The following is an 18800-nucleotide window of genomic DNA, read 5'->3' on the forward strand; positions in this document are numbered from 1 at the left end:
ACGCGCACGCGAGGCCGGTTCCGGAGGTCGTCCTCTACAGTTTTGGACATGGCGTCGGCAACGGGTGCAGCCTCCGACCAGGTCTGGGGGCGACTGGATCTGCCGGGCACCCACAACTTCCGGGAGGCTGCCCCCGGGTCACTGCGGGCGGGACAGCTCTATCGCTCCGACGGATTGCACCGCCTCACCCGCGCCGGACGGCGGGCCCTGGCTGACCTTGGCGTCGAGGTGGTGATCGACCTGCGGTCCGCCTTCGATCGACGCTTCGGTGGGCGGGACCGGCTGCGGGGCACCGGCGCGGAGCTGATCTCCATCCCGATCGCCGGGGCTCCCCCGAGCGCAGACCCCTCGGGGATCGACCTGCGCTGGGTCTACCGCTCAATCCTGACCCACCACCAGGCCGAGCTGGGCACGGTCATCCGGATCATCTCTGAGGCGGAGGGGCCGGTGGTCGTCCACTGCACCGCGGGCAAGGACCGCACGGGACTGGTGGTGGCGCTGACGCTCTCCCTGCTGGGCGTCGACTATGACACGATCGCCGCCGACTACACCGCGACCCAGGCCAATCTGGATGGTGAGTGGACCGAGCGGATGCTGCGCAAGGTGCGCCGGTTCAGGGTGCCGGTCACCGACACCCTGCTCGAGGTGCTCGCTCACTCCCCCGAGCCGGTGCTGCGGGACACCTTCGACTGGCTCGAGGCCGAGCACGACGGCGCGGCGGCCTATCTGGCGCGCGCTGGCATCGACGACCGGGTCATCGTCCGGTTGCGAGAGCGGCTGCTCCCCTGATCGCGGGGCTGGACGAGGCCCGAGACAGGACCAGCTCAGCCGACGGGCGGTGGTGGGCTGGCGCCTGACTCGCCGTCGCTGGCGGTGAAGAACGACAGCTGTCCGTTGGTCTCCAGCACGGCCAGTTGGATGGTGGAGATGAGCTCGATGCCCTGACCCCGCGCTGCGGAGAGCAGGTCGTCCAGGCCCAGCCGTTCCCGGCGCATCACCTCCAGCAACGGATCGCCGCCACTGACGACCACCACTGGCACGCCGTGGGTCAACCGGGCGGCCCGTCGGGACCGAGAGTTCACCAGCGAGACGGCGACGGTCAGGATGGCGACGGTGCTCACCGCCAGGACCGCCGCCGTGCTGGAGTAGTCCTGCCCGATGACACCCTGCGCCACGAAGTCTCCCATCGTGACAAACAGGATCAGCTCGAAGGAGCTGAGCTCGCCCAGGGTCGAGCGCCCAGCGACGCGGGTGACGAGCCACAGGAACACGAAGATCGCTGCCGCGCGGATAACGATGTCCATGGATCCTCCGGATCGACGGCGGTGACCGCACAACGGCCACACGTGAAGGGCGTGAGAGAATCAAGGGTTAGGGAAACAAGAACGTGCGGAACGAGAGCGGATCCACCGGCTCACCGTCGACGACGACCGCGAGCTGACCCGATCGAGGCAGCACGGCGTTGGGTTGGATGTAGGCATCGAAGTCGATAACCATGACCGGTTGCCCTTCGGTCGCAAAGGTCAGATAGACCCACTGACCGTCCCGTGTCTGCTCGGAGGGTTCGGGATACCACCCCTGCGTCTCATACAGCCGCAGATAGTCGCCCGTGATCGCCAACGTGACCTCGGGGTCCAGCCCCTCGGGACGGGTCACCGTGATCTGGAACGGGACGTCCAGGCCTGGTCGGGAAGTCTGCGCATATTCCAATCTCAGGTGATGACCATCGCCTGCCGTGCCCTCCACAACACCCACCCGATCCCCGAGGAACCCGAACAGACCGGCCACGACCACCACCACGAGCATGAGCAAACCAACTCGGCGCCACAGAAGAGGCCGCGGACCCGCGGTGACGGGCCGCACACCGTCCAACGTCGACGTCTCGGACATGTCCCTTGTCTACACCGCCGTCCACAATGGGGCGCGGTGGAAAGAGTGGGTGGATGAGTCGGTCGATACGCCGGGTCCTGTCCCGTCGCGCCGTTGCCGGCACTGCGACGGGGGCGACCATCCATCTTGGGTGACTGTTGCCAGCCACCTCTAGCGATCTACCCGCACACTCGGGCGGGCCGCCCTCAAACGCGTGCTGTCTGACCTTGCTCCCAGTGGGGTTTACCTAGCCGCGCCGGTCACCCGGCGCGCTGGTGGTCTCTTACACCACCCTTTCACCCTTACCGCCGGTCGGAACCGGAGGCGGTCTACTCTCTGTGGCACTGTCCCGCGGGTCACCCCGGGTGGCTGTTAGCCACCACCGTGCCCTGCGGAGCCCGGACGTTCCTCGGCGAGTCCCCGAAGGGCTCGACGCGGCCGCCTGACCGACTCATCCAGCGGCCCAGTCTACGTGCAGAAAACGAGGCCGTATGCCGATCGCCTGGGTCCGTTGGACCACTCACCCAACCCGGTGGTCGGTGTGCTCCTTGACCGGCACCATGGCCAGCGCACCGGCGATGAGGATCAGCACGATGCCGAGGATGCCCCAGTACTGCGTGTTCTCCTCACCGGTGACGCGGGCTCCCAACCAGATGCCCACGCCGAAGGCCGCCGGTGACAGGAAGGAGACCACCCGGCCGGTCGTGGCATACAGCCCGAAGATCTCACCGCTCTTGCCCTCGGGGATCAGGCGGGCCAGGAACGAGCGCGAGGCTGCCTGGGCCGGGCCGACAAAGACCGTCAGGCCGAGGCCGAGGACCCAGAAGACGCTCTTGCCACCGTCGTGCAGGAAAAAGATGAGCAGCCCCAGGACCGACAGGGCCACGAGGGACAACATGATGACCTTCTTGGGCCCGATCCGGTCATCCAGCAGACCGAAGGCGATCGTGGCGACGCCGGCCACGATGTTGGCCGCTGCGCCGAAGATGATGACCTCGCCGGCACTCATGCCGAAGGTCCCGGCCGCCAGGACCGCGCCGAAGGCGAAGACACCGGCCAATCCGTCCCGGAACAGCGCCGAGGCCAGCAGGAACCACACCGTGTGACGGGACGTCTTCCACAGCCGGCGGACCGTCCCGAAGAGCAGCCGATAGGACTCGATGACCCCCACGCGCGGGGCCCGCTCCACGGGGCGATCCTTCAGCTTCACCAACGCGGGGATGGTGAACAGGGCGATCCACAGGCCGCACAACAGCATCGACACCCGGATGTCGAGCCCGTCCTCGCCGGTGACCCCGAACAGGCCAACCTCGGGCTGGATGAACAGGAAGTACATCGCCAGCAGCGCCACGATGCCGCCCAGATAGCCGAAGCCCCAGCCATAACCGGAGATCCGCCCGATGTTCTTGGTGGTGGCCACCTGCTCGATCGTGGCGTTGTAGTTGACGCCTGCGATCTCTGAGACGACCGACCCGACACCCAGCAGCACCAGGCCCAGCACGAGATAGCCTGGATCGGCCCTAACGAAGAACAGGCTCGCGGCGAGCGCGGCCAGCACCCAGGTCTGCCAGCGCAGGTTGCGCACCGTGCGGCCGGACCGGTCCGAGTTCTGACCCAGGACCGGCGCGAGGACGGCGACGAAGAGTCCGGCAATCGCGGTTGACCAGGCCAGCATCTGCGAGGTGTGGTTGGTCGAGCCGAAGCCGTCGCTGGTGAGATAGACCGCGAACACGAACGTCGTGATGACGGTGTTCCACGGCTGCGCGCCCCAGTCCCACAGCGCCCAGGCCGTGATCTTGCCCTTGGAGGCGCCACCACTGGCACCCAGTGCCGTCGGAACCTCGTCGGGGTCCAGGGACTGACCAGCAGTTGGGTCGACCGGGCCCTGCTCGCCGGGGCCGGTGGCTGTCGTGTCATCGCGCGAGGTCACAGCCCGACCGTATTGCCCCAGACCCCCAAACCCTCGCTGAACCCGCCGAGTTCACCCAGCCGACACCCGGGAGCACTGCTCAGGGAGCGGCAGTATGCCGATCGGCCAGGTCCGCGATGATCGTCGCCAACTCGGTGGGCGCGCTGGTCATCGGCCAGTGGCCGCTGTCGATGTCGACATAGTCGAGGGTCGTGGCCGCTGCCAGCTCGGGCACATCACCCGAGGCGACCCACTCCTTGGCGTCGTCCGGTCCAAACTCGGGACAGATCAGGGTGACGGGCACTGCGGACCGCCGCTGGTCGGCATACTGCACGATCCCTCGGCTGACGCCCACCGGCACCGCCACCATGGCAGCCTCCATCTCCGCCCGGGTCGCCTCGTCGAGGTCTGCCGAGTCCGGCCCCTCAAACGCCGGCCACCCCGGGAAGGCCATCTGCCCGTCCACGGGCTCGAAGAAGTCGGCATAGGCCGCGCCGTCCGAGCTGGGGAATCCCCCGATGAGCCCGACCGCCGAGACCTTTTCGGGCCGCCGGTCGGCCGCCAGCCAGGCCAGGGTGCAGGCCGCCGAGTGGCCGATCACCAGTGCCTTGCCGTCTGTTGCGTCGACGGCGGCCACCGCGCTGGCGATCTGGTCCTCCAGCGTGGCCGCGTCGTTGCCGTCCCCCTGCCCTGGCAACGTCACCGGCACTGCGCGGTGCCCACGGGCGGACACCTCCTGCGCCACCGCATCCCAGGCATCGCCGGTCAGCCACAGCCCACCCAGCAGGATCACATCCATGTCCGCACTCCTTCGTCGTTGATCGGGTCTCCCCCTGTGCCAGCCACGCTAAGCCCCATCCCGGACAATCCACGTCCTCTTCCGGGAAGGCCTCGTACGTCTTCCCCCGCATTTTGAGGCAGGTCTCGTACGCCCCACCCGCATTTTGAGGGAGGTCTCGTACACCCTGGCGTGCGCACCCGCGCGTCGTCGGCGACGATGGACGTTGCCCCTCAACACCAAGGAGACACATGAAGATCGGCATCATCATCGGATCCGTCCGCGACGACCGCAAGGGCGATGACGTGGGCGCCTGGCTCAGCAAACTGGCGCAGGACCGCGACACCGACGCGACCTATGAGGTCATCGATCTGCGTGCGTTCGACCTTCCGGTCCTCACCTCCGCGACGGTCCCCGGTGCGGCCAACCGGCAGTATGACGACGAGCGGGTCACCCGGTGGGGCCAGACGATCGATGGTTACGACGGATTCATCTTCGTGACACCGGAGTACAACCACGGCGTCCCGGGCGGCTTCAAGAACGGCTTCGACTGCATCTATCCCGAGTGGGTCAAGAAGGCGGTCGCCTTCGTGTCCTACGGCGCGCTCTCGGGCGCCCGGGCGGTCGAGGCGTGGCGCATCGTGGTCGCCAATGCCGACATGTATGACATCCGGGCGCAGGTCGCGCTGAGCACCTTCACCGAGTTCGACGGCGAGACCTTCACCCCGGCGGACCGGAACGCCGAAGAGGCAGCTGACCTGTTCGCCTCCCTCGAGGCCGCCACGGCGGCGCTCGCCACGCTGCGCGGCTGACGTGGGCCGTCCTTGCCTTCGCGCCAGCTGGGCTGTGGACAACTTCCGGCTGACGTCAGACGACCGCCGTAGACTTGGGTCATGAGTCTGGATGCTGCGTCGGTTGAACGAGGGCTCCTTGCCCTCGATCCAGAGGAGCGTGCCGCAGTGATCCGGCAGGGCTTGCTCAGCCTGGACACTTCCCACGACATGGACCACGCTGACGTCCAAAATGCCTGGTACACAGAGGTCCACCACCGTGTGGATTCGTATGTCAACGGCGATGAGCCACTGGTCGATGCCGGTGAACAGCTCGCCCGCCTCAGGGCGCAACTCCTCGCTCGGGACCAGTGACCCTGCAGCCGCGCGAGCTCATTGAGGCCGCGGCCGAGCTCGACGCCGCGGTCGAGTGGTACTCCAACAGGCACCGCCGCGCCATCGCGTCCGCGACTAACCGTCACACAATCCGGAAGCGCACCTGCTGCGTGGCGATGTCTGCCTCGACGAGCTCGACGCGGACCTCGCTGCCCAGTTCGGCCTGCCCCTCGGCGACCGCGTTGACCGCCGGCTCGGTGAGCTGCACCTGCCAGCCATTCTTGCCGGCGTCGTCGACCACGACCGCGTCAAACTGCTCGCCGACCCGGTGCGCCAGAACGGCGGCCTCGGTGGCGTCGGTGCAGGCCCGCTCCACGGCCTTCGCCAGTCGCCCCGAGTCATTCATGATCTCCGGCAGCGTCGGCAGCGCCTCGCGTGCCCACGCCGGCACGTCCTGCCCCTGAGTCAGCGCCTCGCAGACCACCAGCACAAACCGGTCGATCAGGCGGCGCAGCGGCGCTGTGACGTGGGTGTAGGGCGCGGCGATCGCGGCCTGCTCCGTCTGCTCCGGCGGGGTCCCGTCGAACGCCTCATAGCTCGCGCCGCGGAACAGCGCCGTCGCGTCGTGGATGATCGCCAGGTGCTGGGGGTCGGTGCGGTCCAGCGTGCGCAGAAAGTCGCCATAGGCCAACCCCTTCGGCCAGTCCACCCCCAGAGCCTTCACCTGTCGGCGGAACCGGGCCACGTCACGCTGCTCCGCCGGGGGCATAGTGCGCAGGATCCCGACCTCGCCCTCGAGCATGATCTCGGCGGCGACCATCCCGGTGAGCAGGCTGATCTGCGCGTTCCAGTCCTCCACCGGCAGCAGCGGCCGGAACTGCAGGGCGTAGGTGCCGTCGTCCTTGACGTGCACCTCCTGCTCCGGCATCGGCAGGCTGGCCCCACCGCGCTCGGACTCGCGACGGATCCGGTGCTCCCCCACCTCCTTGAGCAGCAGCAGGGTCTCCTCCGCGTCACCGCCGTCGATCAGCCCCTGCACCTCCTCATAGGTGTAGCGCCGCACCGACCGCACCATCGCGCGATAGAGCTCGGCACTGTCCCGGGTCCCGTCGGGCTTCAGGCGCATGTCCCAGACGTATGCCGGACGGCTGGCCTCGGGGAGCAGGCTCGCCGCCCCCTCGCTCACCTCGGTGGGGTGCAACGGCACCCGGGTGTCGGGGCAGTAGATCGTCTGGCCGCGCAGCCGCACCTCGGTGTCCAGGGCGCCGCTGGGCTCGACGAAGGCTGGCACGTCGGCGATGGCATACCTGATGCGATATCCTTCACCGGCACGCTCAATGTGCATCGCCTGGTCCAGGTCCATCGAGCCGGGCGGGTCGATCGTGATGAACGCCAGGCCCGTCTCGTCCCGCTCGGGCAGGTCCGGGTTCTCGACCGCGGCCCGTGCCTCCGCGAGCGCGGCCTCGGGGAACTCGTCCCGCACCTCCATGCTCGTCCTGATGTCCGCGAATGCCCGCTCGAGAGCGGTGCCGTCCGGGGTCGTGCGGTCGTCGTGGATCCTCGTCGCTCGCTGGGCCATTGCGCCACCCTACGCAGATCATGGCCCGGTGCGCTCGGCATACTGATGGGGTGATCCCCACGACCGAACTCGGTGACCAGCTGACCGTCAGCTCCCTCGGCTTTGGCGGGATGGGCCTGACGCAGGTCTATGGCGGCACCACGCCGGAGGCTGCGCTGGCAACGATCCACGCCACGACCGACCTGGGGGTGACCCTCCTGGACACCGCCGACGTCTATGGCGAGCCGCGGCCCGGCACGTCGGGTCCACCCGGCACGAACGAGGAGTTGTTCGGGCAGGTGCTGGCGACGCGCCGCTCCGAGGTGCAGATCGCGACGAAGTTCGGCATCACCGGAGCGGTCGGCGACGGCATCCCGACACGCGGCGACGCGGCCTATGTCCAGGCCGCCTGCGAGGCGAGTCTGCGCCGGCTCGGGGTGGAGACCATCGATCTCTATTATCTGCATCGCCGTGAGCTGGACCGCCCGATCGAGGAGACCGTCGGCGCTATGGCCGACCTGGTGCGGCAGGGCAAGGTGGCGCACCTGGGGCTCTCGGAGGTCACCGGTCCCGAGTTGCGAGCGGCCGCAGCAGTGCACCCGATCGCTGCCGTGCAGAGCGAGTGGAGCCTGTGGTCACGCGACGTCGAGACCCACGTCATCCCGGCTGCTGTCGAGGTGGGCGCCGGGTTCGTGCCCTACTCACCGCTGGGTCGTGGCTTCCTCACCGGCGCGCTCACGAAGGAGTCGATCGCGGGCACGATGCTGGCCGGTCAGGCCCGCTTCGATGAGCACTTCGAGGTCAACCAGCGGGTCGTTGAGGTCGTCCGGTCCGTGGCCGCCGACGTCGGGGCCACTCCGGCGCAGGTCGCCCTGGCCTGGCTCTATGCCCAGGGCCAGCGGCTGGGGATCCCGGTCGTGCCGATCCCTGGCACGCGCCGCGCCGAGCGGATGGCCGAGAACGCTGGCGCTCTGTCCATCACGCTGAGCGAGGATCACCTGTCCCGGCTGGACACCGTGGCGGAGGCTGTGCAGGGCGGTCGCAACCTGGGCTTCGCGGGCCCGACCTGGATCTCCGCAGGTCGGGAGTAGTCCGCGTGCTGATCCTGCTGCCCCTGTCGGAGTCCAAGAAGAGGGACGACCGCCGCGGACTCAGCCTGGGATCGGGCCGCCCCACCACGTTGGCACTGGGTAACGGTCCAGGGTCCGGTCGGCCGTAACCAGGATGGCGTTCTCCGCCAGACCCTGAGCCACAAGAAGTCGATCGAAGGGGTCGCGGTGGTGCCACGGCAGTGCCTCGACACCGACCGCGTGCTCGGCTGTGACTGGAAGGTGCTCAAAGTCGAGGCTCATCAGTGTGCGGTGCCACGACTCGGCGATCTGCAACTTGCCGAGCGATCGCTTGATCGCGATCTCCCACACAGAGGCGGCGCTGACGAAAACCGCCGCAGACGGACTGGACACGGCGTCCGCAACGTCGTGGGGCACAGATCTGCGCTGGTTGAGCAGGAGCCAGATCACCACATTCGTGTCGAGCAGCAGCCTCATGACACGTAGGGCTCGAAGTCATCCAGCGGCTCGTCGAACTCGGACGTCAGTTCCCCATCGAGGTCACCCCAGATGTTCCGGCGTTCGGTGATCACCGGGGCGGGGCCGAGCACCGCGACCCTGGTGCGCCCACGGCGGATCACCACAGTCTCTCCCGCCTCAACCCTGCGGAGCAGCCGGGAGAGGTGCGTTTTGGCTTCCTGGACCGTGACCTCCATCTCCTGATAATAGGTCGACCAACTTGACCAGGTCAAGCTTTTGGCACCCCAAGGACTGCCGCCCGGTCGGGCTCTGGCTACTCTGCCTGCGTGCTGATCCTGCTGCCCCCGTCGGAGTCTAAGACCGGCCGCACCCGCGGGCGCCCCCTCGACCTGGAGCGCCTCTCGCTGCCCGGACTCACCGCGGCCCGTGCCGCCCTCCTCGGCCCGGTTGCCGAGGTCAGCGGCCGCCCCGCCGCCGCAGACCTGCTCGGCGTGAGCCCGAACCTGACCGAGGAGATCGCCCGGAACACCCGGCTCACGACGGCGCCGAGCGTGCCGACCGCGGACCTCTACACCGGCGTGCTCTATGACGCCCTCGACCTGGCCTCGCTCGATGCCACGGCACGGCGGCGCGCCAACCGTCGGGTCCTGGTGATCTCGGCCCTGTTCGGTGCCCTGCGCCTGACCGACCGGGTGCCGCCCTATCGCCTCTCGATGGCGGTCAACGTCCCGGGTGTGGGACCGCTGGCTGGGCACTGGCGACAGCCGCTGGCCCAGGAGTTGCCGGCCGTGGTCGGGCGCGGCCTGGTCATCGACTGCCGGTCAAGCACGTATGCCGCAGCCTGGGTTCCCCAGGGGGACCTGGCTCGTCGTTGGGTCCAGATCCGGGTGCCGGGTGCCACCCACATGGCCAAGCACACCCGAGGACTGGTCACCCGTGCACTGTGTCAGTCACAGCAGGACCCGCGGACACCCAGCGGACTGGCCGAGGTGCTCGCCGAGGCTTTCCGCGTGGAGCTCCACCAGCCAGCCAGCGCCACCAAGCCCTGGGTCCTCGACGTGCACACACCCAAGAGTTGACGACGCAGCCGCGCTCGCGCCAGACGGTGACGGTTCCCCGCGTGCACCCAGACAGGAAACGTCACAGCCGCTTGTGCAAACGTGCAGGTCAGCGACCTGCACTTCCGCGGTCCCACTGACTTTGCCTGTTCGGGTGCACGCCCCGCGGGTCCCGCCCGGGTGCTCGTGGGCCTGAGCTCAACCCAGTTGGGACCGCGCGATAGGGTCTGCCCCATGAGCCCGGAGCCGCCCCCGCCCGGCTCGACTGGTGTGGACGAGTCTCCTGGTGTGGGGCGCTCTGCTGGTGCGGTCGGCTCGACTGGTGTGGACCGGTCTGGCGTGGCCCGCGGCGGCCGAACGGTGCTGGCGTGCCTGGCCTGGCTGCTGCTGTGGCACCTCACCCCGGGGCTGCTCGCCAACGGGATCGGAACGTTGGTCTCGGAGGATGCCAGCATCGCGACGCTCGTCGAGTGCGGAGTTGCGCTGATCGTGCTGGCCGTGTTGCTCGCAACGCACCGTCGTCGCAACACCGTCCTGTTCGCCCGTTCCCGGCTGATGTGGTTGTATGCGCTGCCGGCCGTGTTGGCGCTGGTGCTGCCGCTGCACTATGGCCTGCCGCTGCCGGTGGGGGTCTACATCTTCTGGATGACGGTGTCGGTGCTCTGGCAGAACTACCTGACCTTTGGATTGCTGCAGAGTTATCTGCGCGATGACCTCCCCGCCTGGCTGACCATCGTGGTCGTGACGACGACGTTCTGGCTGGGCCACGTCGTCGCCCTGCCCGATCAGTTCGGGCCAGGCAACCCGCTGGCGAGCCTGCCGATCGTCGCCATGGGGGCGGTGTTCGCGCTGCTGCGCGCCAGGCTGGGCACCTTGCACCTGCTCTTGGTGCTGCACCTGACCTTCTACTTCATCTTTGCCTGATCCGTGTCGACGTCGCGGCACTTATCGCGGCTCTGCCATCGGGGATCCGCCGCGGGGCGGACACCCAGACAGGCAACGTCCCAGCCGCTTGCACAAACGCGCAGGTCAGCGGCCTGCGCTGCCGCGGGCCGGCTCACGTTGGCTGTTCGGGTGCACGGTGCAGGGCGGCTCAGCCGAGGCGGTCGAGGGCCTGCTGCACGTCGGCGACCAGGTCGGCCTCGTCCTCGATGCCCACCGAGAGCCGGATGATGTTGTCCGCCACCTCGAGCTCGGTGCCACGCACGGAGGCGTGGGTCATCTCGGCCGGATAGTTGACCAGCGACTCGACGCCGCCGAGGCTCTCGGCGAGCTGGAAGACCGACATCGACTCGGCAAACTGTCGGGCAGCTGCGGCTCCCCCGGCCAGCGCGAGCGAGACCATGCCGCCGAAGTTGCTCATCTGCCTGGCCGCGATCTCGTGACCGGGGTGGTCTGCCAGACCGGGGTAGTACACCTGCTCAACGGCCGGGTGCCCGACCAGCGACTGGGCGATCGCGGCCGCGTTGGAGCTGTGCTTGTCCATCCGCAGCGCGAGGGTCTTGATGCCGCGGATGGTCAGGAAGACCTCCCACGGCGCGGAGACGCCTCCGGCCGCGAACTGCAGGAACTGGACCTTCTCGCCCAACTCCTTGCCCGCGGTGACGACGACGCCGCCGAGGACGTCGGAGTGACCGCCCAGGTATTTCGTCGCCGAGTGCACGACAGCATCGGCGCCGAGCGCGATCGGCGTCTGCAGGGCCGGTGAGGCAAAGGTGTTGTCGACGACCACGGTCAGGCCGTGCTCGTGTCCCAGCGCGGCGACCGCCTCCAGGTCGGTGATCTTCATCAGCGGGTTGCTGGGCGTCTCCACCCAGAGCACCTTGGTCTCCGGGCGGATCGCAGCGCGCACCGCGTCGAGGTCACTCATCTCCGCGGTGCTCAGCTGGACACCCCACGGCACGAGGATCTGGTTGACGAGCCGGTGCGTGCCGCCATAGACATCGTTGCCCATCAGCACGTGGTCGCCCGGGGACAGCAGTGCCCGCAGCAGCGCGTCCTCGGCGGCCAGTCCCGACGCGAAGGACAAGCCCTGCGCGCCACCCTCGAGGTCGGCGACCAGCTCCTGCAGCGCATCACGCGTGGGGTTGGTGCCACGGGCGTATTCGTAGCCGTTGCGCAGGCCTCCGACGTGCTCCTGCACGAAGGTGGAGGTCTGATAGACCGGCGGGATCACCGCTCCGGTCGTGGGGTCGAAGGCCTGGCCGGCGTGGATGGCGCGGGTGGAGAATCCGGACACGTCAGAGATTTCCGTTCACTCGGTGGTGGTGCTGGTGCTCACTGGGACAGACTGGTGCTCACTGGGACAGGAAGGTCAGCAGGTCGGGGCGGGTCAGCACGGCGACGGGCTTGCCACCCTCTGTCACCAACAACGCATCGGCATCGGTGAATGCTTCCCGGGCGGCCGACACCGAGTCGTTGACCCCGATCAGTGGCAGTGCCGGACCGGTCAGCGCGGTGAGCGTGTCGGTCAGTTTTGCCTCGCCGTGGAAGACGGCATCGAGCAGGGCACGCTCAGTCAGGGACCCCTTGACCTCCCCCATGACCACCGGCGGCTCGGCGCCGAGCACGATCAGCTGACTGACGGCATACTCCGCCATGATGTCGATCGCGTCGCGCACCGTGTCGGTGGGGTGCACGTGCACCAGGTCGGGCAGCTGGCCGGTCTTGGCCGAGAGCACGTCGCCGACCGTCTTCTCCTCGCCGACAGCGGTGAAGCCGTAGGAACGCATCCACCCATCGTTGAAGATCTTGCCCAGATAACCGCGGCCCCCGTCGGGCAGCAGCACCACCACGGTGTCATCCGGGCCCAGCTCCCTGGCTGCCTTGAGGGCAGCGACCACGGCCATGCCGGACGAGCCGCCGACGAGCAGCCCCTCCTCCAGCGCCAGGCGGGTCGTCATCTCGAAGGACTCCGCGTCGGTGACGGGGATGATCTGGTGCGGCACGCTGGTGTCATAGGCACCGGGCCACATGTCCTCGCCGACGCCCTCGACCAGATAGGGCCGGCCCGTCCCGCCGGAATAGACCGAGCCCTCGGGGTCGGCGCCGATGATCGTGACGTCACCGACCTCACGCAGATAGCGCCCGGTGCCCGAGATCGTGCCGCCGGTGCCGATGCCTGCCACAAAGTGCGTGACGGTGCCGTCCGTGTCGCGCCAGATCTCCGGCCCGGTCGACTCGTAGTGCGAGGCGGGGCCGTTGAGGTTCTCATACTGGTTGGGCTTGTAGGCGCCCTCGATCTCCGCGGCCAGGCGGTCACTGACCGAGTAGTAGGACTCCGGGTGCTCGGGCGGGACCGAGGTGGGCGTCACCACGACCTCGGCGCCGTAGGCCTTGAGCACGTTGATCTTGTCCTCGCCGACCTTGTCCGGGCACACGAAGATGCACTTGTAGCCGCGCTGCTGAGCCACCAGCGCAAGACCGACGCCGGTGTTGCCACTGGTCGGCTCGACGATCGTGCCGCCGGGCTTGAGCTTGCCCTCGGCCTCGGCCGCGTCGATGATCTTGATCGCGATCCGGTCCTTGACCGAGCCGCCGGGGTTGACGTACTCGATCTTGGCCAGAACCGTGGCGGCGATGCCCTCGGTCACGTGGTTGAGCTTGACGAGCGGCGTGTCGCCGATCGTGTCGAGAATGGTCTCTGCGACGCGCATCAGTGGTGGCTCCCGGGTTGGTGGATGGCTGGTGCTCAGCCTAGGCGACCGGGATGCGGTCCCGACCCTCGGCATACAGCCAGGTCAGGTCAGATCGTGCAGGTGGTGGGTGTCGTTGACGAAGGCGACCTGGACGCCGCCGTCCGGCCAGAACTCGAAGGCGGTCAGCGACGCGGGTGCGGTCGCGATCGACCAGGCGCGGTTGCTGTCCAGGCCCAGCACCTGGGAGAGCACCATCATGACCGGCAGCCGGTGCGTGGCGACGACGACCGTGCCGCCGCGGGCGACGGCCCGCCCCAGGGCAGCGGTCACCCGGCTCATGAGCTGGGTGCGGCTCTCCCCACCCGGACGGGCGTATGCCGGATCCTGGCGAAGCGCGAGCAGCTCGGCCCCGGAGTGGGTCACCAGATCGGCCATCGTGGCCCCGTCCCAGTCACCGAAGGCCTGCTCGTCCCAGTCACGGTCGACCTCAGGGCTGACCCCGAGGGCGTCGGCCACGGCTCCCCCGGTCTGCATGGCGCGCGTGAGCGAGGAGGTGACCACCTGGATCGGCGTCGGCCCCGAGCGGTCCACGAGTCGCTTGACGGCCCCTGCCGCAGCGGCGGCCTGGGCCAGACCGTCCTCGTTGAGTGGTGGGTTCGATCCGCCGCGACCGTCGAGCTTGTGGCTGCGGGTGAAGTCCGTGACGCCGTGGCGCACCAGGATCAGCCGGCAGGACCCCTCCAGCGTCGGGTCGGTCTCGGTGCTGAAGACCTCGTCGCTGACCGGGGCCTTCACCTCGCCGAAGGTGGGCTGGACCCGCTCCGGGTGCGCGCCGCTCCCTGCGGTGTCGCCGCTGTGGTCTTCCGTGGTGTCGCCGCTGTGGTCGCGCCGGACAGTCTCTCCATCCATCCCGACGTTGGACAGCGCGTCGGCGGCGGCGTTGTCCTCACGCGGGATCCAGGTGTAGCTCACGGTGCCCCCGTCGGCCTCGATCGTGTCGACGAGCTCCTGGGCCTGTCGGGCGAGGCGGCGCATGTCCTCGTGCTTGATCTTCCAGCGGCCGCTCATCTGCTCCACCACGAGCTTGGAGTCCATCCGGACCTCGATGGTGGCGCCTGCCGCGAGCCCGAGGTCCAGGACGGCGCGCAGCCCCTCGATCAGCCCGGTGTATTCGGCGACGTTGTTGGACGCGGTGCCCAGCGGGGCCGCGCGCTCAGCCAGGAGCGTGCCATCCACCTCGCGCACCAGGGCGCCATAGCCAGCCACCCCCGGGTTGCCCCGGGAACCACCGTCGGCCTCGACGACGAGGTGCCGCCGGCGAGCGGTCGGCATACGCGTCGTGGTCTTGTGTGTCGACCCGGTCACAGGCCGGACTCGGCCGTGCGCACCAGGATGCGACGGCACTCCTCGCAGCGCAGCACCTCATCCTCGGGCGCCGAACGGATCCGGCTGAGGTCGACCTGGTTGAGCTCGAGCTGGCAGCCACCGCAGCGACGCTGTTGCAACGGTGCCGCCCCGGTGCCGGACTGGACGCGGATCTTGTCATAGAGCGCGATCAGCTCGGCGCTGATGTCGGCCACGATCGCCTCGCGGCCAGCGGCCACCTCTGCCCGGTCGGTCTCCAGGGCACCGGCCTTGGCGTCGCGACTGCGCGTGACCTCGGCCGTCTCTGCGGCGAGCTCGTCGCGGTTGGTCTCGGCCTGGGTGACCTCGGCGTCAAGAGCCTCGGCGCGCTCCATCACCTCCAGCTCCTCGTCCTCGAGGGTGGACTGGCGACGGGCGAGGGACTCGATCTCGTGCTGGAGCGCCTGCAGGTCCTTGGCGGTGCCGACGCCGTCGTCGAGGCGCTTCTGGTTGCGGGCCGAACGGTCCCGCACCAGCTGCACGTCCTGCTCGGCCTTGGTCAGCTCACGCTGCACGTCGCCCCGGGCGGTGGTGGTGCGCACGACCTCGGCGTCGAGGTCCCCGGCGCGGGCGGTCAGTGCCTGCAGCTCGGCGTGCTCGGGCAGGCTGCGCAACTGGTGGTCCAGCTGGTCCAGTCGGGTGTCGAGGGCCTGCAGGTCCAACAGTCGCTGCTGGTCGGTGGGGTCGGCTTTCACGCGTGGTCTCCTGCGTCGTTCGTGTGGGGTTCGCTCTCGGGGTGCTGCTCTGGTCCGGACGCCCCAGGTCCAGTCGCACCGAGGACGAAGTCCCACGGGTCGGTCCGCACCTGCGAAACGTGCACGTCCAACCTAGCCGCAGCAGCCCCGAGTTCCGCCACCAGACCCTGCGCCAGACCGGGCAGCCACAGGGACTCGCTGGCGAAGTGACCGGCGTCGATCAGATAGGGCGTGCCCCCGGCGACGGCCGCCTCCTCACGGGCCTCGAGGGCAGGGTGGTGGCGCAGGTCGGCCGTGACATAGACGTCGGCGCCGCTGGCGCGGACCGCATCGAAGGCACCGTCCCCCGCCCCGCCCAACACAGCGACCCTGCGCACGGTGCCGTCGGCAGGTCCCGCGACCCGGATCCCGGACGCGGTCGCCGGGAGGTGCTCGTGCAGCCGGCGCGCGAACTCAGCGAGCATGAGCGCCTCGGGCAGGTCCCCGACTCGGCCGAGCTCCTGGCCCTCGGTGACCTCCAGTGCCTGCGTCTCGCTGAGGCCGCAGGCTGTCGCAAGAGCCTGCCCCACACCGGGATCGGCCACGTCGGCGTTGGTGTGAGCGCAATAGAGCGCGATGTCGTTGACGATCAGCTCGGTGACCGAGGCGCCCTTGGCGCTGGAGGTCGCGACCGAGTGGATGCCCCGCAGCAGCAGCGGGTGGTGGGTGATGATCAGGTCCGCGCCGGCCGCTCTGGCCTCCTCGATGACCGCCAGCGTGGGGTCCACGGCCAGGTGGATGCGGCTGATCGGCTGGTCGAGATCGCCGGCAACGAGGCCAACCCGGTCCCAGGACTGAGCGGTGTCGAGCGGATACCTGCGCTCCAGCACGGCCACCACGTCGCGCAGCGTGAGTTGCCCGTCATCGCGTGTCGTCTTAGCAGTCTGCGTCACGATGCCCATCGTAGGTGGCACAATGGTGCGCCGCAGCGCTGCGCGGGTCACCGGGCTGAGCGCCGCAGGGGCCTGTAGCTCAGTTGGTAGAGCATCGCGTTTACACCGCGGTTGTCGTCGGTTCGAGCCCGGCCGGGCCCACGCACGCGCCATCCGGTGGGCACCCCATGGCGACCTTGGGCACTCCGGCGCAGACTGTGGCACGTCAGCACCCTCAGATCACCGCAATGGGCAGTTGCAACGCCCTCAGATCACCGCAGCGGGCAGCTGCGACACTTGGCCCTGTGTCGTGCCCGCCTGGGGGCGCGCGTCGAGGTGGATGCTCGCCAGCATGCAGCGCACTGAGCCACCAGCCAACTCAATGGTGGGGACGTCGAGCGGCAGCAGGGTGCAGCTGCGCTCGATGATCTCGCGCTGCTCGTCGCTGAGCGAGGCTGCGGCGCGGGTCGAGAGTGCCAGGAAGCGCTCCCCGTCCTCGCCCTCGAGCTCGATCGCGTTGCCCGCAAAGTCGTGGATCTGCTGATCACTCAGCTCCAGCACGTGACGCTTGCCCCGGCGCCCCGCCAGTCGCTCGACCACCTCGGCCCGCCGGGCGGGGTCAGTGATCATCGACAGCCCGATGAGCACAAAGTCCGAGGCAATGCACATCAGCACATTAGTGTGATAGACCGGCGTGCCGCCCTGGTCAGCGGCATCGAAAGCCATGGGTTCATACCCGAACGTCGTGCAGAACCGTTCCAGCACAACGGGGTCCGCCCGACGGGACCGAGCGGCATACGCAATCCGGGAGAGGTGGTCGAGCACCATCGCACCGGTGCCCTCCAGGAAGATGTTGTCGTATTCCAACCCGGAGTAGTCGATGACGTCCTGCACGCGATAACGCGCCTTGAGCATCTCGACGATGTCGGGGCGTCGCTCGGTGCGCCGGCTCGGCGCATACATCGGATAGAGGGCGACCCGTCCCCCAGCGTGGGTGGAGAACCAGTTGTTGGGAAAGACGCTGTCCGGGCGGGTGGCGTCCTCATCGTCGAAGAGGTGGACCGTGACCCCCACGGACTCGAGTGTCTCCGCGGCCCGCGTCACCTCCTGGAACGCCCGGGCCGCCAACTCCTCGGGGTCACCCGCGGCCGCGACCTGGAAGGCGTTGTCCGCCGCAGTGTCGGGGTTGGGGGTGAACTTGTGGGGACGGATCATCACCACGGCACCGGGGGCCTGGACTGGCATGGACACCTCACTTCGGGTTGGCGGACTGCGCTGTTGCCCAGCGCTGCTGACACGAGTGTCCCACCCTTGGCGCCCGGGACGTCCCTCCCCGGTCGCCGGCTTGTCCCACCCTGCGGTCAGAGGTCCTTGACGGCGGCGTGGAGCACGCCGATGTCGCGCTGCTCGCCGGGACCGTTGACCAGGCTCCACACGATCCGCATCTGCGGGTCGACCACGAAGGTGCCGCGCACGGCCATGCCGGACTCCTCGTCGAAGACGCCATAGGACCGCGCGACCTCGCCGTGCGGCCAGAAGTCGGACAGCAGCGAGAAGCGATAGCCCTCGTGCGCCGCCCAGGCCGCCTGCGAGTGGCCGGGGTCGCAACTGAGGGCATAGACGTTGACGCGCTCGTTGACGAACTCGTCCACGTTGAGCTGGATCTCCAGCAACTCACCGGTGCAGATGTTGGAGAACGCGAACGGAAAGAAGACCAGCAGCGCGTGCCGGTCCTGCACGACCTGCGAGAGCGTGATCGTGGCACCGCTCTGGTCGATCAGGGTGAAGTCTGGCGCCGTGTCACCGACCTGGGGTGGCAACAGCAGCGCCGCGTCGACGGTCACCGTCGGCCCACCAGGCGCTGGGCGTGCCACTGGTCGCCCTCCCCGAGGGGCACGGCTCCGCTGGCAGTCAGGCCAGCGGTGTTGCAGGCCTCCTGCACGTCGTGCGCGGGCACGCGGTCACTCCGGCCGGCGCCGGGGGTCACCAGCGCGATGAAACCGCCGTCCTCCAGGAGCGCGAGGCAGTCGACCAGCTCGTCGGTCAGGTCGCCATCGTCCTCGCGCCACCAGACCAGCACGGCGTCGACGACCCCGGTGTAGTCCTCACCTTCCAGAGCGCTCCCGACGACCGCCTGAACCTGTTCGCGGAAGGCTTCGTCGACGTCGTCGTCGTAGCCGTATTCCAGCACGATCTGGTCGTGTGCGAACCCCAATTTGTCTACCGCGCCACCCCGTGGGCGGGTCCCTTCGTCAGCCATAGTGACCACAGTCCACTAGAGAACGGCCGCAGAGGCAAGACGCGACACGCGCGCAACCTCCGGGACAGGGGCACCAGCAGGGACA

Annotated in this window: 21 protein-coding genes, 1 tRNA gene and 1 other RNA gene; 7 read left to right on the forward strand and 16 right to left on the reverse strand. The window is 68.8% G+C overall.

Going from position 1 to position 18800, the window contains the following annotated elements; translation table 11 throughout:
* The first annotated feature begins 48 nt into the window (after positions 1–48).
* A complete protein-coding gene (locus tag NF556_RS12245) occupies positions 49–789 on the forward strand; it encodes a tyrosine-protein phosphatase (RefSeq protein ID WP_252591212.1) in 741 nt (246 codons plus the stop codon).
* A gap of 35 nt (positions 790–824) precedes the next feature.
* Here NF556_RS12245 and NF556_RS12250 read toward each other — a convergent pair whose 3' ends face one another.
* From NF556_RS12250 to NF556_RS12270, 5 genes are all read right to left on the reverse strand, one after another.
* The gene (locus NF556_RS12250) at positions 825–1304 is read right to left on the reverse strand and encodes a DUF421 domain-containing protein (protein ID WP_252591213.1); all 480 of its coding nucleotides are present in this window, start codon (positions 1302–1304) and stop codon (positions 825–827) included.
* Positions 1305–1371: 67 nt separating this feature from the next.
* The gene (locus NF556_RS12255) at positions 1372–1890 is read right to left on the reverse strand and encodes a hypothetical protein (protein ID WP_252591214.1); all 519 of its coding nucleotides are present in this window, start codon (positions 1888–1890) and stop codon (positions 1372–1374) included.
* 50 nt (positions 1891–1940) lie between these two features.
* Positions 1941–2323: RNase P RNA component class A (rnpB, locus tag NF556_RS12260), an RNA gene on the reverse strand.
* Positions 2324–2389: 66 nt separating this feature from the next.
* On the reverse strand, positions 2390–3799 hold the full coding sequence (locus NF556_RS12265) for an MFS transporter (protein ID WP_252591215.1): 1410 nt from the start codon (positions 3797–3799) through the stop codon (positions 2390–2392).
* 79 nt (positions 3800–3878) lie between these two features.
* Positions 3879–4577, reverse strand: coding sequence for an alpha/beta fold hydrolase (locus NF556_RS12270; protein WP_252591216.1), 699 nt, complete (start codon positions 4575–4577; stop codon positions 3879–3881).
* Positions 4578–4807: 230 nt separating this feature from the next.
* Here NF556_RS12270 and NF556_RS12275 point away from each other — a divergent pair, with 230 nt between their 5' ends.
* Together NF556_RS12275 and NF556_RS12280 are read left to right on the forward strand one after the other, a co-directional pair.
* A complete protein-coding gene (locus tag NF556_RS12275) occupies positions 4808–5368 on the forward strand; it encodes an NADPH-dependent FMN reductase (protein ID WP_252591217.1) in 561 nt (186 codons plus the stop codon).
* Between the two features lie 81 nt (positions 5369–5449).
* Positions 5450–5701 carry an addiction module protein gene (locus tag NF556_RS12280; RefSeq protein ID WP_252591218.1) on the forward strand — a complete coding sequence of 84 codons (252 nt, stop codon included), beginning with the start codon at positions 5450–5452 and terminating at the stop codon, positions 5699–5701.
* Between the two features lie 103 nt (positions 5702–5804).
* Here NF556_RS12280 and NF556_RS12285 read toward each other — a convergent pair whose 3' ends face one another.
* On the reverse strand, positions 5805–7241 hold the full coding sequence (locus tag NF556_RS12285) for an RNB domain-containing ribonuclease (protein WP_252591219.1): 1437 nt from the start codon (positions 7239–7241) through the stop codon (positions 5805–5807).
* Positions 7242–7294: 53 nt separating this feature from the next.
* Between NF556_RS12285 and NF556_RS12290 the strand changes: the two genes are divergently transcribed.
* Complete coding sequence (locus tag NF556_RS12290) at positions 7295–8311, forward strand: aldo/keto reductase (RefSeq protein ID WP_425607075.1); 1017 nt, start codon at positions 7295–7297, stop codon at positions 8309–8311.
* Positions 8312–8371: 60 nt separating this feature from the next.
* On the opposite strand, the gene NF556_RS12295 is transcribed toward NF556_RS12290, so the two are convergent.
* Both NF556_RS12295 and NF556_RS12300 read right to left on the reverse strand, forming a co-directional pair.
* The gene (locus NF556_RS12295; RefSeq protein WP_252591221.1) at positions 8372–8767 is read right to left on the reverse strand and encodes a type II toxin-antitoxin system VapC family toxin; all 396 of its coding nucleotides are present in this window, start codon (positions 8765–8767) and stop codon (positions 8372–8374) included.
* The gene (locus tag NF556_RS12300) at positions 8764–8985 is read right to left on the reverse strand and encodes a type II toxin-antitoxin system Phd/YefM family antitoxin (RefSeq protein WP_252591222.1); all 222 of its coding nucleotides are present in this window, start codon (positions 8983–8985) and stop codon (positions 8764–8766) included. The genes NF556_RS12295 and NF556_RS12300 overlap by 4 nt, the downstream gene beginning before the upstream one ends.
* Positions 8986–9075: 90 nt before the next feature.
* Between NF556_RS12300 and NF556_RS12305 the strand changes: the two genes are divergently transcribed.
* Together NF556_RS12305 and NF556_RS12310 are read left to right on the forward strand one after the other, a co-directional pair.
* Positions 9076–9828: a YaaA family protein gene (locus NF556_RS12305; RefSeq protein WP_252591223.1), complete on the forward strand. Its 753-nt coding sequence runs from the start codon at positions 9076–9078 to the stop codon at positions 9826–9828.
* A gap of 213 nt (positions 9829–10041) precedes the next feature.
* Positions 10042–10731 (forward strand): CPBP family glutamic-type intramembrane protease, encoded by a 690-nt coding sequence (locus NF556_RS12310; RefSeq protein WP_252591224.1) that lies wholly within the window; start codon positions 10042–10044, stop codon positions 10729–10731.
* Between the two features lie 169 nt (positions 10732–10900).
* Here NF556_RS12310 and NF556_RS12315 read toward each other — a convergent pair whose 3' ends face one another.
* From NF556_RS12315 to NF556_RS12335, 5 genes are all read right to left on the reverse strand, one after another.
* Positions 10901–12055 (reverse strand): cystathionine gamma-synthase, encoded by a 1155-nt coding sequence (locus NF556_RS12315; RefSeq protein ID WP_252595796.1) that lies wholly within the window; start codon positions 12053–12055, stop codon positions 10901–10903.
* 49 nt (positions 12056–12104) lie between these two features.
* Positions 12105–13463, reverse strand: coding sequence for a cystathionine beta-synthase (locus tag NF556_RS12320; protein ID WP_252591225.1), 1359 nt, complete (start codon positions 13461–13463; stop codon positions 12105–12107).
* An 84-nt stretch (positions 13464–13547) separates the two neighbouring features.
* Entirely contained in the window at positions 13548–14810 is a 1263-nt protein-coding gene (locus NF556_RS12325) for a bifunctional RNase H/acid phosphatase (RefSeq protein WP_345780114.1), read from the reverse strand.
* Positions 14807–15544: a zinc ribbon domain-containing protein gene (locus NF556_RS12330; RefSeq protein WP_252591226.1), complete on the reverse strand. Its 738-nt coding sequence runs from the start codon at positions 15542–15544 to the stop codon at positions 14807–14809. Before NF556_RS12330 ends, NF556_RS12325 begins: the two co-directional genes overlap by 4 nt.
* The gene (locus tag NF556_RS12335; RefSeq protein ID WP_252591227.1) at positions 15541–16476 is read right to left on the reverse strand and encodes a Nif3-like dinuclear metal center hexameric protein; all 936 of its coding nucleotides are present in this window, start codon (positions 16474–16476) and stop codon (positions 15541–15543) included. The genes NF556_RS12330 and NF556_RS12335 overlap by 4 nt, the downstream gene beginning before the upstream one ends.
* 68 nt (positions 16477–16544) lie before the next feature.
* Between NF556_RS12335 and NF556_RS12340 the strand changes: the two genes are divergently transcribed.
* Positions 16545–16617, forward strand: a tRNA-Val gene (locus NF556_RS12340).
* Positions 16618–16722: 105 nt separating this feature from the next.
* Here the strand turns inward: NF556_RS12340 and ctlX are convergent.
* The 3 genes from ctlX to NF556_RS12355 form a co-directional block, all read right to left on the reverse strand.
* Positions 16723–17700, reverse strand: coding sequence for a citrulline utilization hydrolase CtlX (gene ctlX, locus NF556_RS12345; RefSeq protein ID WP_252591228.1), 978 nt, complete (start codon positions 17698–17700; stop codon positions 16723–16725).
* 116 nt (positions 17701–17816) lie between these two features.
* On the reverse strand, positions 17817–18329 hold the full coding sequence (locus NF556_RS12350; protein WP_252591229.1) for a peroxiredoxin: 513 nt from the start codon (positions 18327–18329) through the stop codon (positions 17817–17819).
* Entirely contained in the window at positions 18296–18715 is a 420-nt protein-coding gene (locus NF556_RS12355) for a DUF3052 domain-containing protein (protein ID WP_252591230.1), read from the reverse strand. Before NF556_RS12355 ends, NF556_RS12350 begins: the two co-directional genes overlap by 34 nt.
* Between the last annotated feature and the right edge of the window lie 85 nt (positions 18716–18800).

Source organism: Ornithinimicrobium faecis (genome assembly GCF_023923225.1).
GTDB classification, from domain to species: domain Bacteria; phylum Actinomycetota; class Actinomycetes; order Actinomycetales; family Dermatophilaceae; genus Ornithinicoccus; species Ornithinicoccus faecis.

Coding starts and splice junctions, on each gene's coding strand:
- NF556_RS12245 (WP_252591212.1), top strand. CDS start 49: ATGGCGTCGGCAACGGGTGCAGCCTCCGACCAGGTCTGGGGGCGACTG.
- NF556_RS12250 (WP_252591213.1), bottom strand. CDS start 1,304: ATGGACATCGTTATCCGCGCGGCAGCGATCTTCGTGTTCCTGTGGCTC.
- NF556_RS12255 (WP_252591214.1), bottom strand. CDS start 1,890: ATGTCCGAGACGTCGACGTTGGACGGTGTGCGGCCCGTCACCGCGGGT.
- NF556_RS12270 (WP_252591216.1), bottom strand. CDS start 4,577: ATGGATGTGATCCTGCTGGGTGGGCTGTGGCTGACCGGCGATGCCTGG.
- NF556_RS12275 (WP_252591217.1), top strand. CDS start 4,808: ATGAAGATCGGCATCATCATCGGATCCGTCCGCGACGACCGCAAGGGC.
- NF556_RS12280 (WP_252591218.1), top strand. CDS start 5,450: ATGAGTCTGGATGCTGCGTCGGTTGAACGAGGGCTCCTTGCCCTCGAT.
- NF556_RS12285 (WP_252591219.1), bottom strand. CDS start 7,241: ATGGCCCAGCGAGCGACGAGGATCCACGACGACCGCACGACCCCGGAC.
- NF556_RS12295 (WP_252591221.1), bottom strand. CDS start 8,767: ATGAGGCTGCTGCTCGACACGAATGTGGTGATCTGGCTCCTGCTCAAC.
- NF556_RS12300 (WP_252591222.1), bottom strand. CDS start 8,985: ATGGAGGTCACGGTCCAGGAAGCCAAAACGCACCTCTCCCGGCTGCTC.
- NF556_RS12310 (WP_252591224.1), top strand. CDS start 10,042: ATGAGCCCGGAGCCGCCCCCGCCCGGCTCGACTGGTGTGGACGAGTCT.
- NF556_RS12320 (WP_252591225.1), bottom strand. CDS start 13,463: ATGCGCGTCGCAGAGACCATTCTCGACACGATCGGCGACACGCCGCTC.
- ctlX (WP_252591228.1), bottom strand. CDS start 17,700: ATGCCAGTCCAGGCCCCCGGTGCCGTGGTGATGATCCGTCCCCACAAG.
- NF556_RS12355 (WP_252591230.1), bottom strand. CDS start 18,715: ATGGCTGACGAAGGGACCCGCCCACGGGGTGGCGCGGTAGACAAATTG.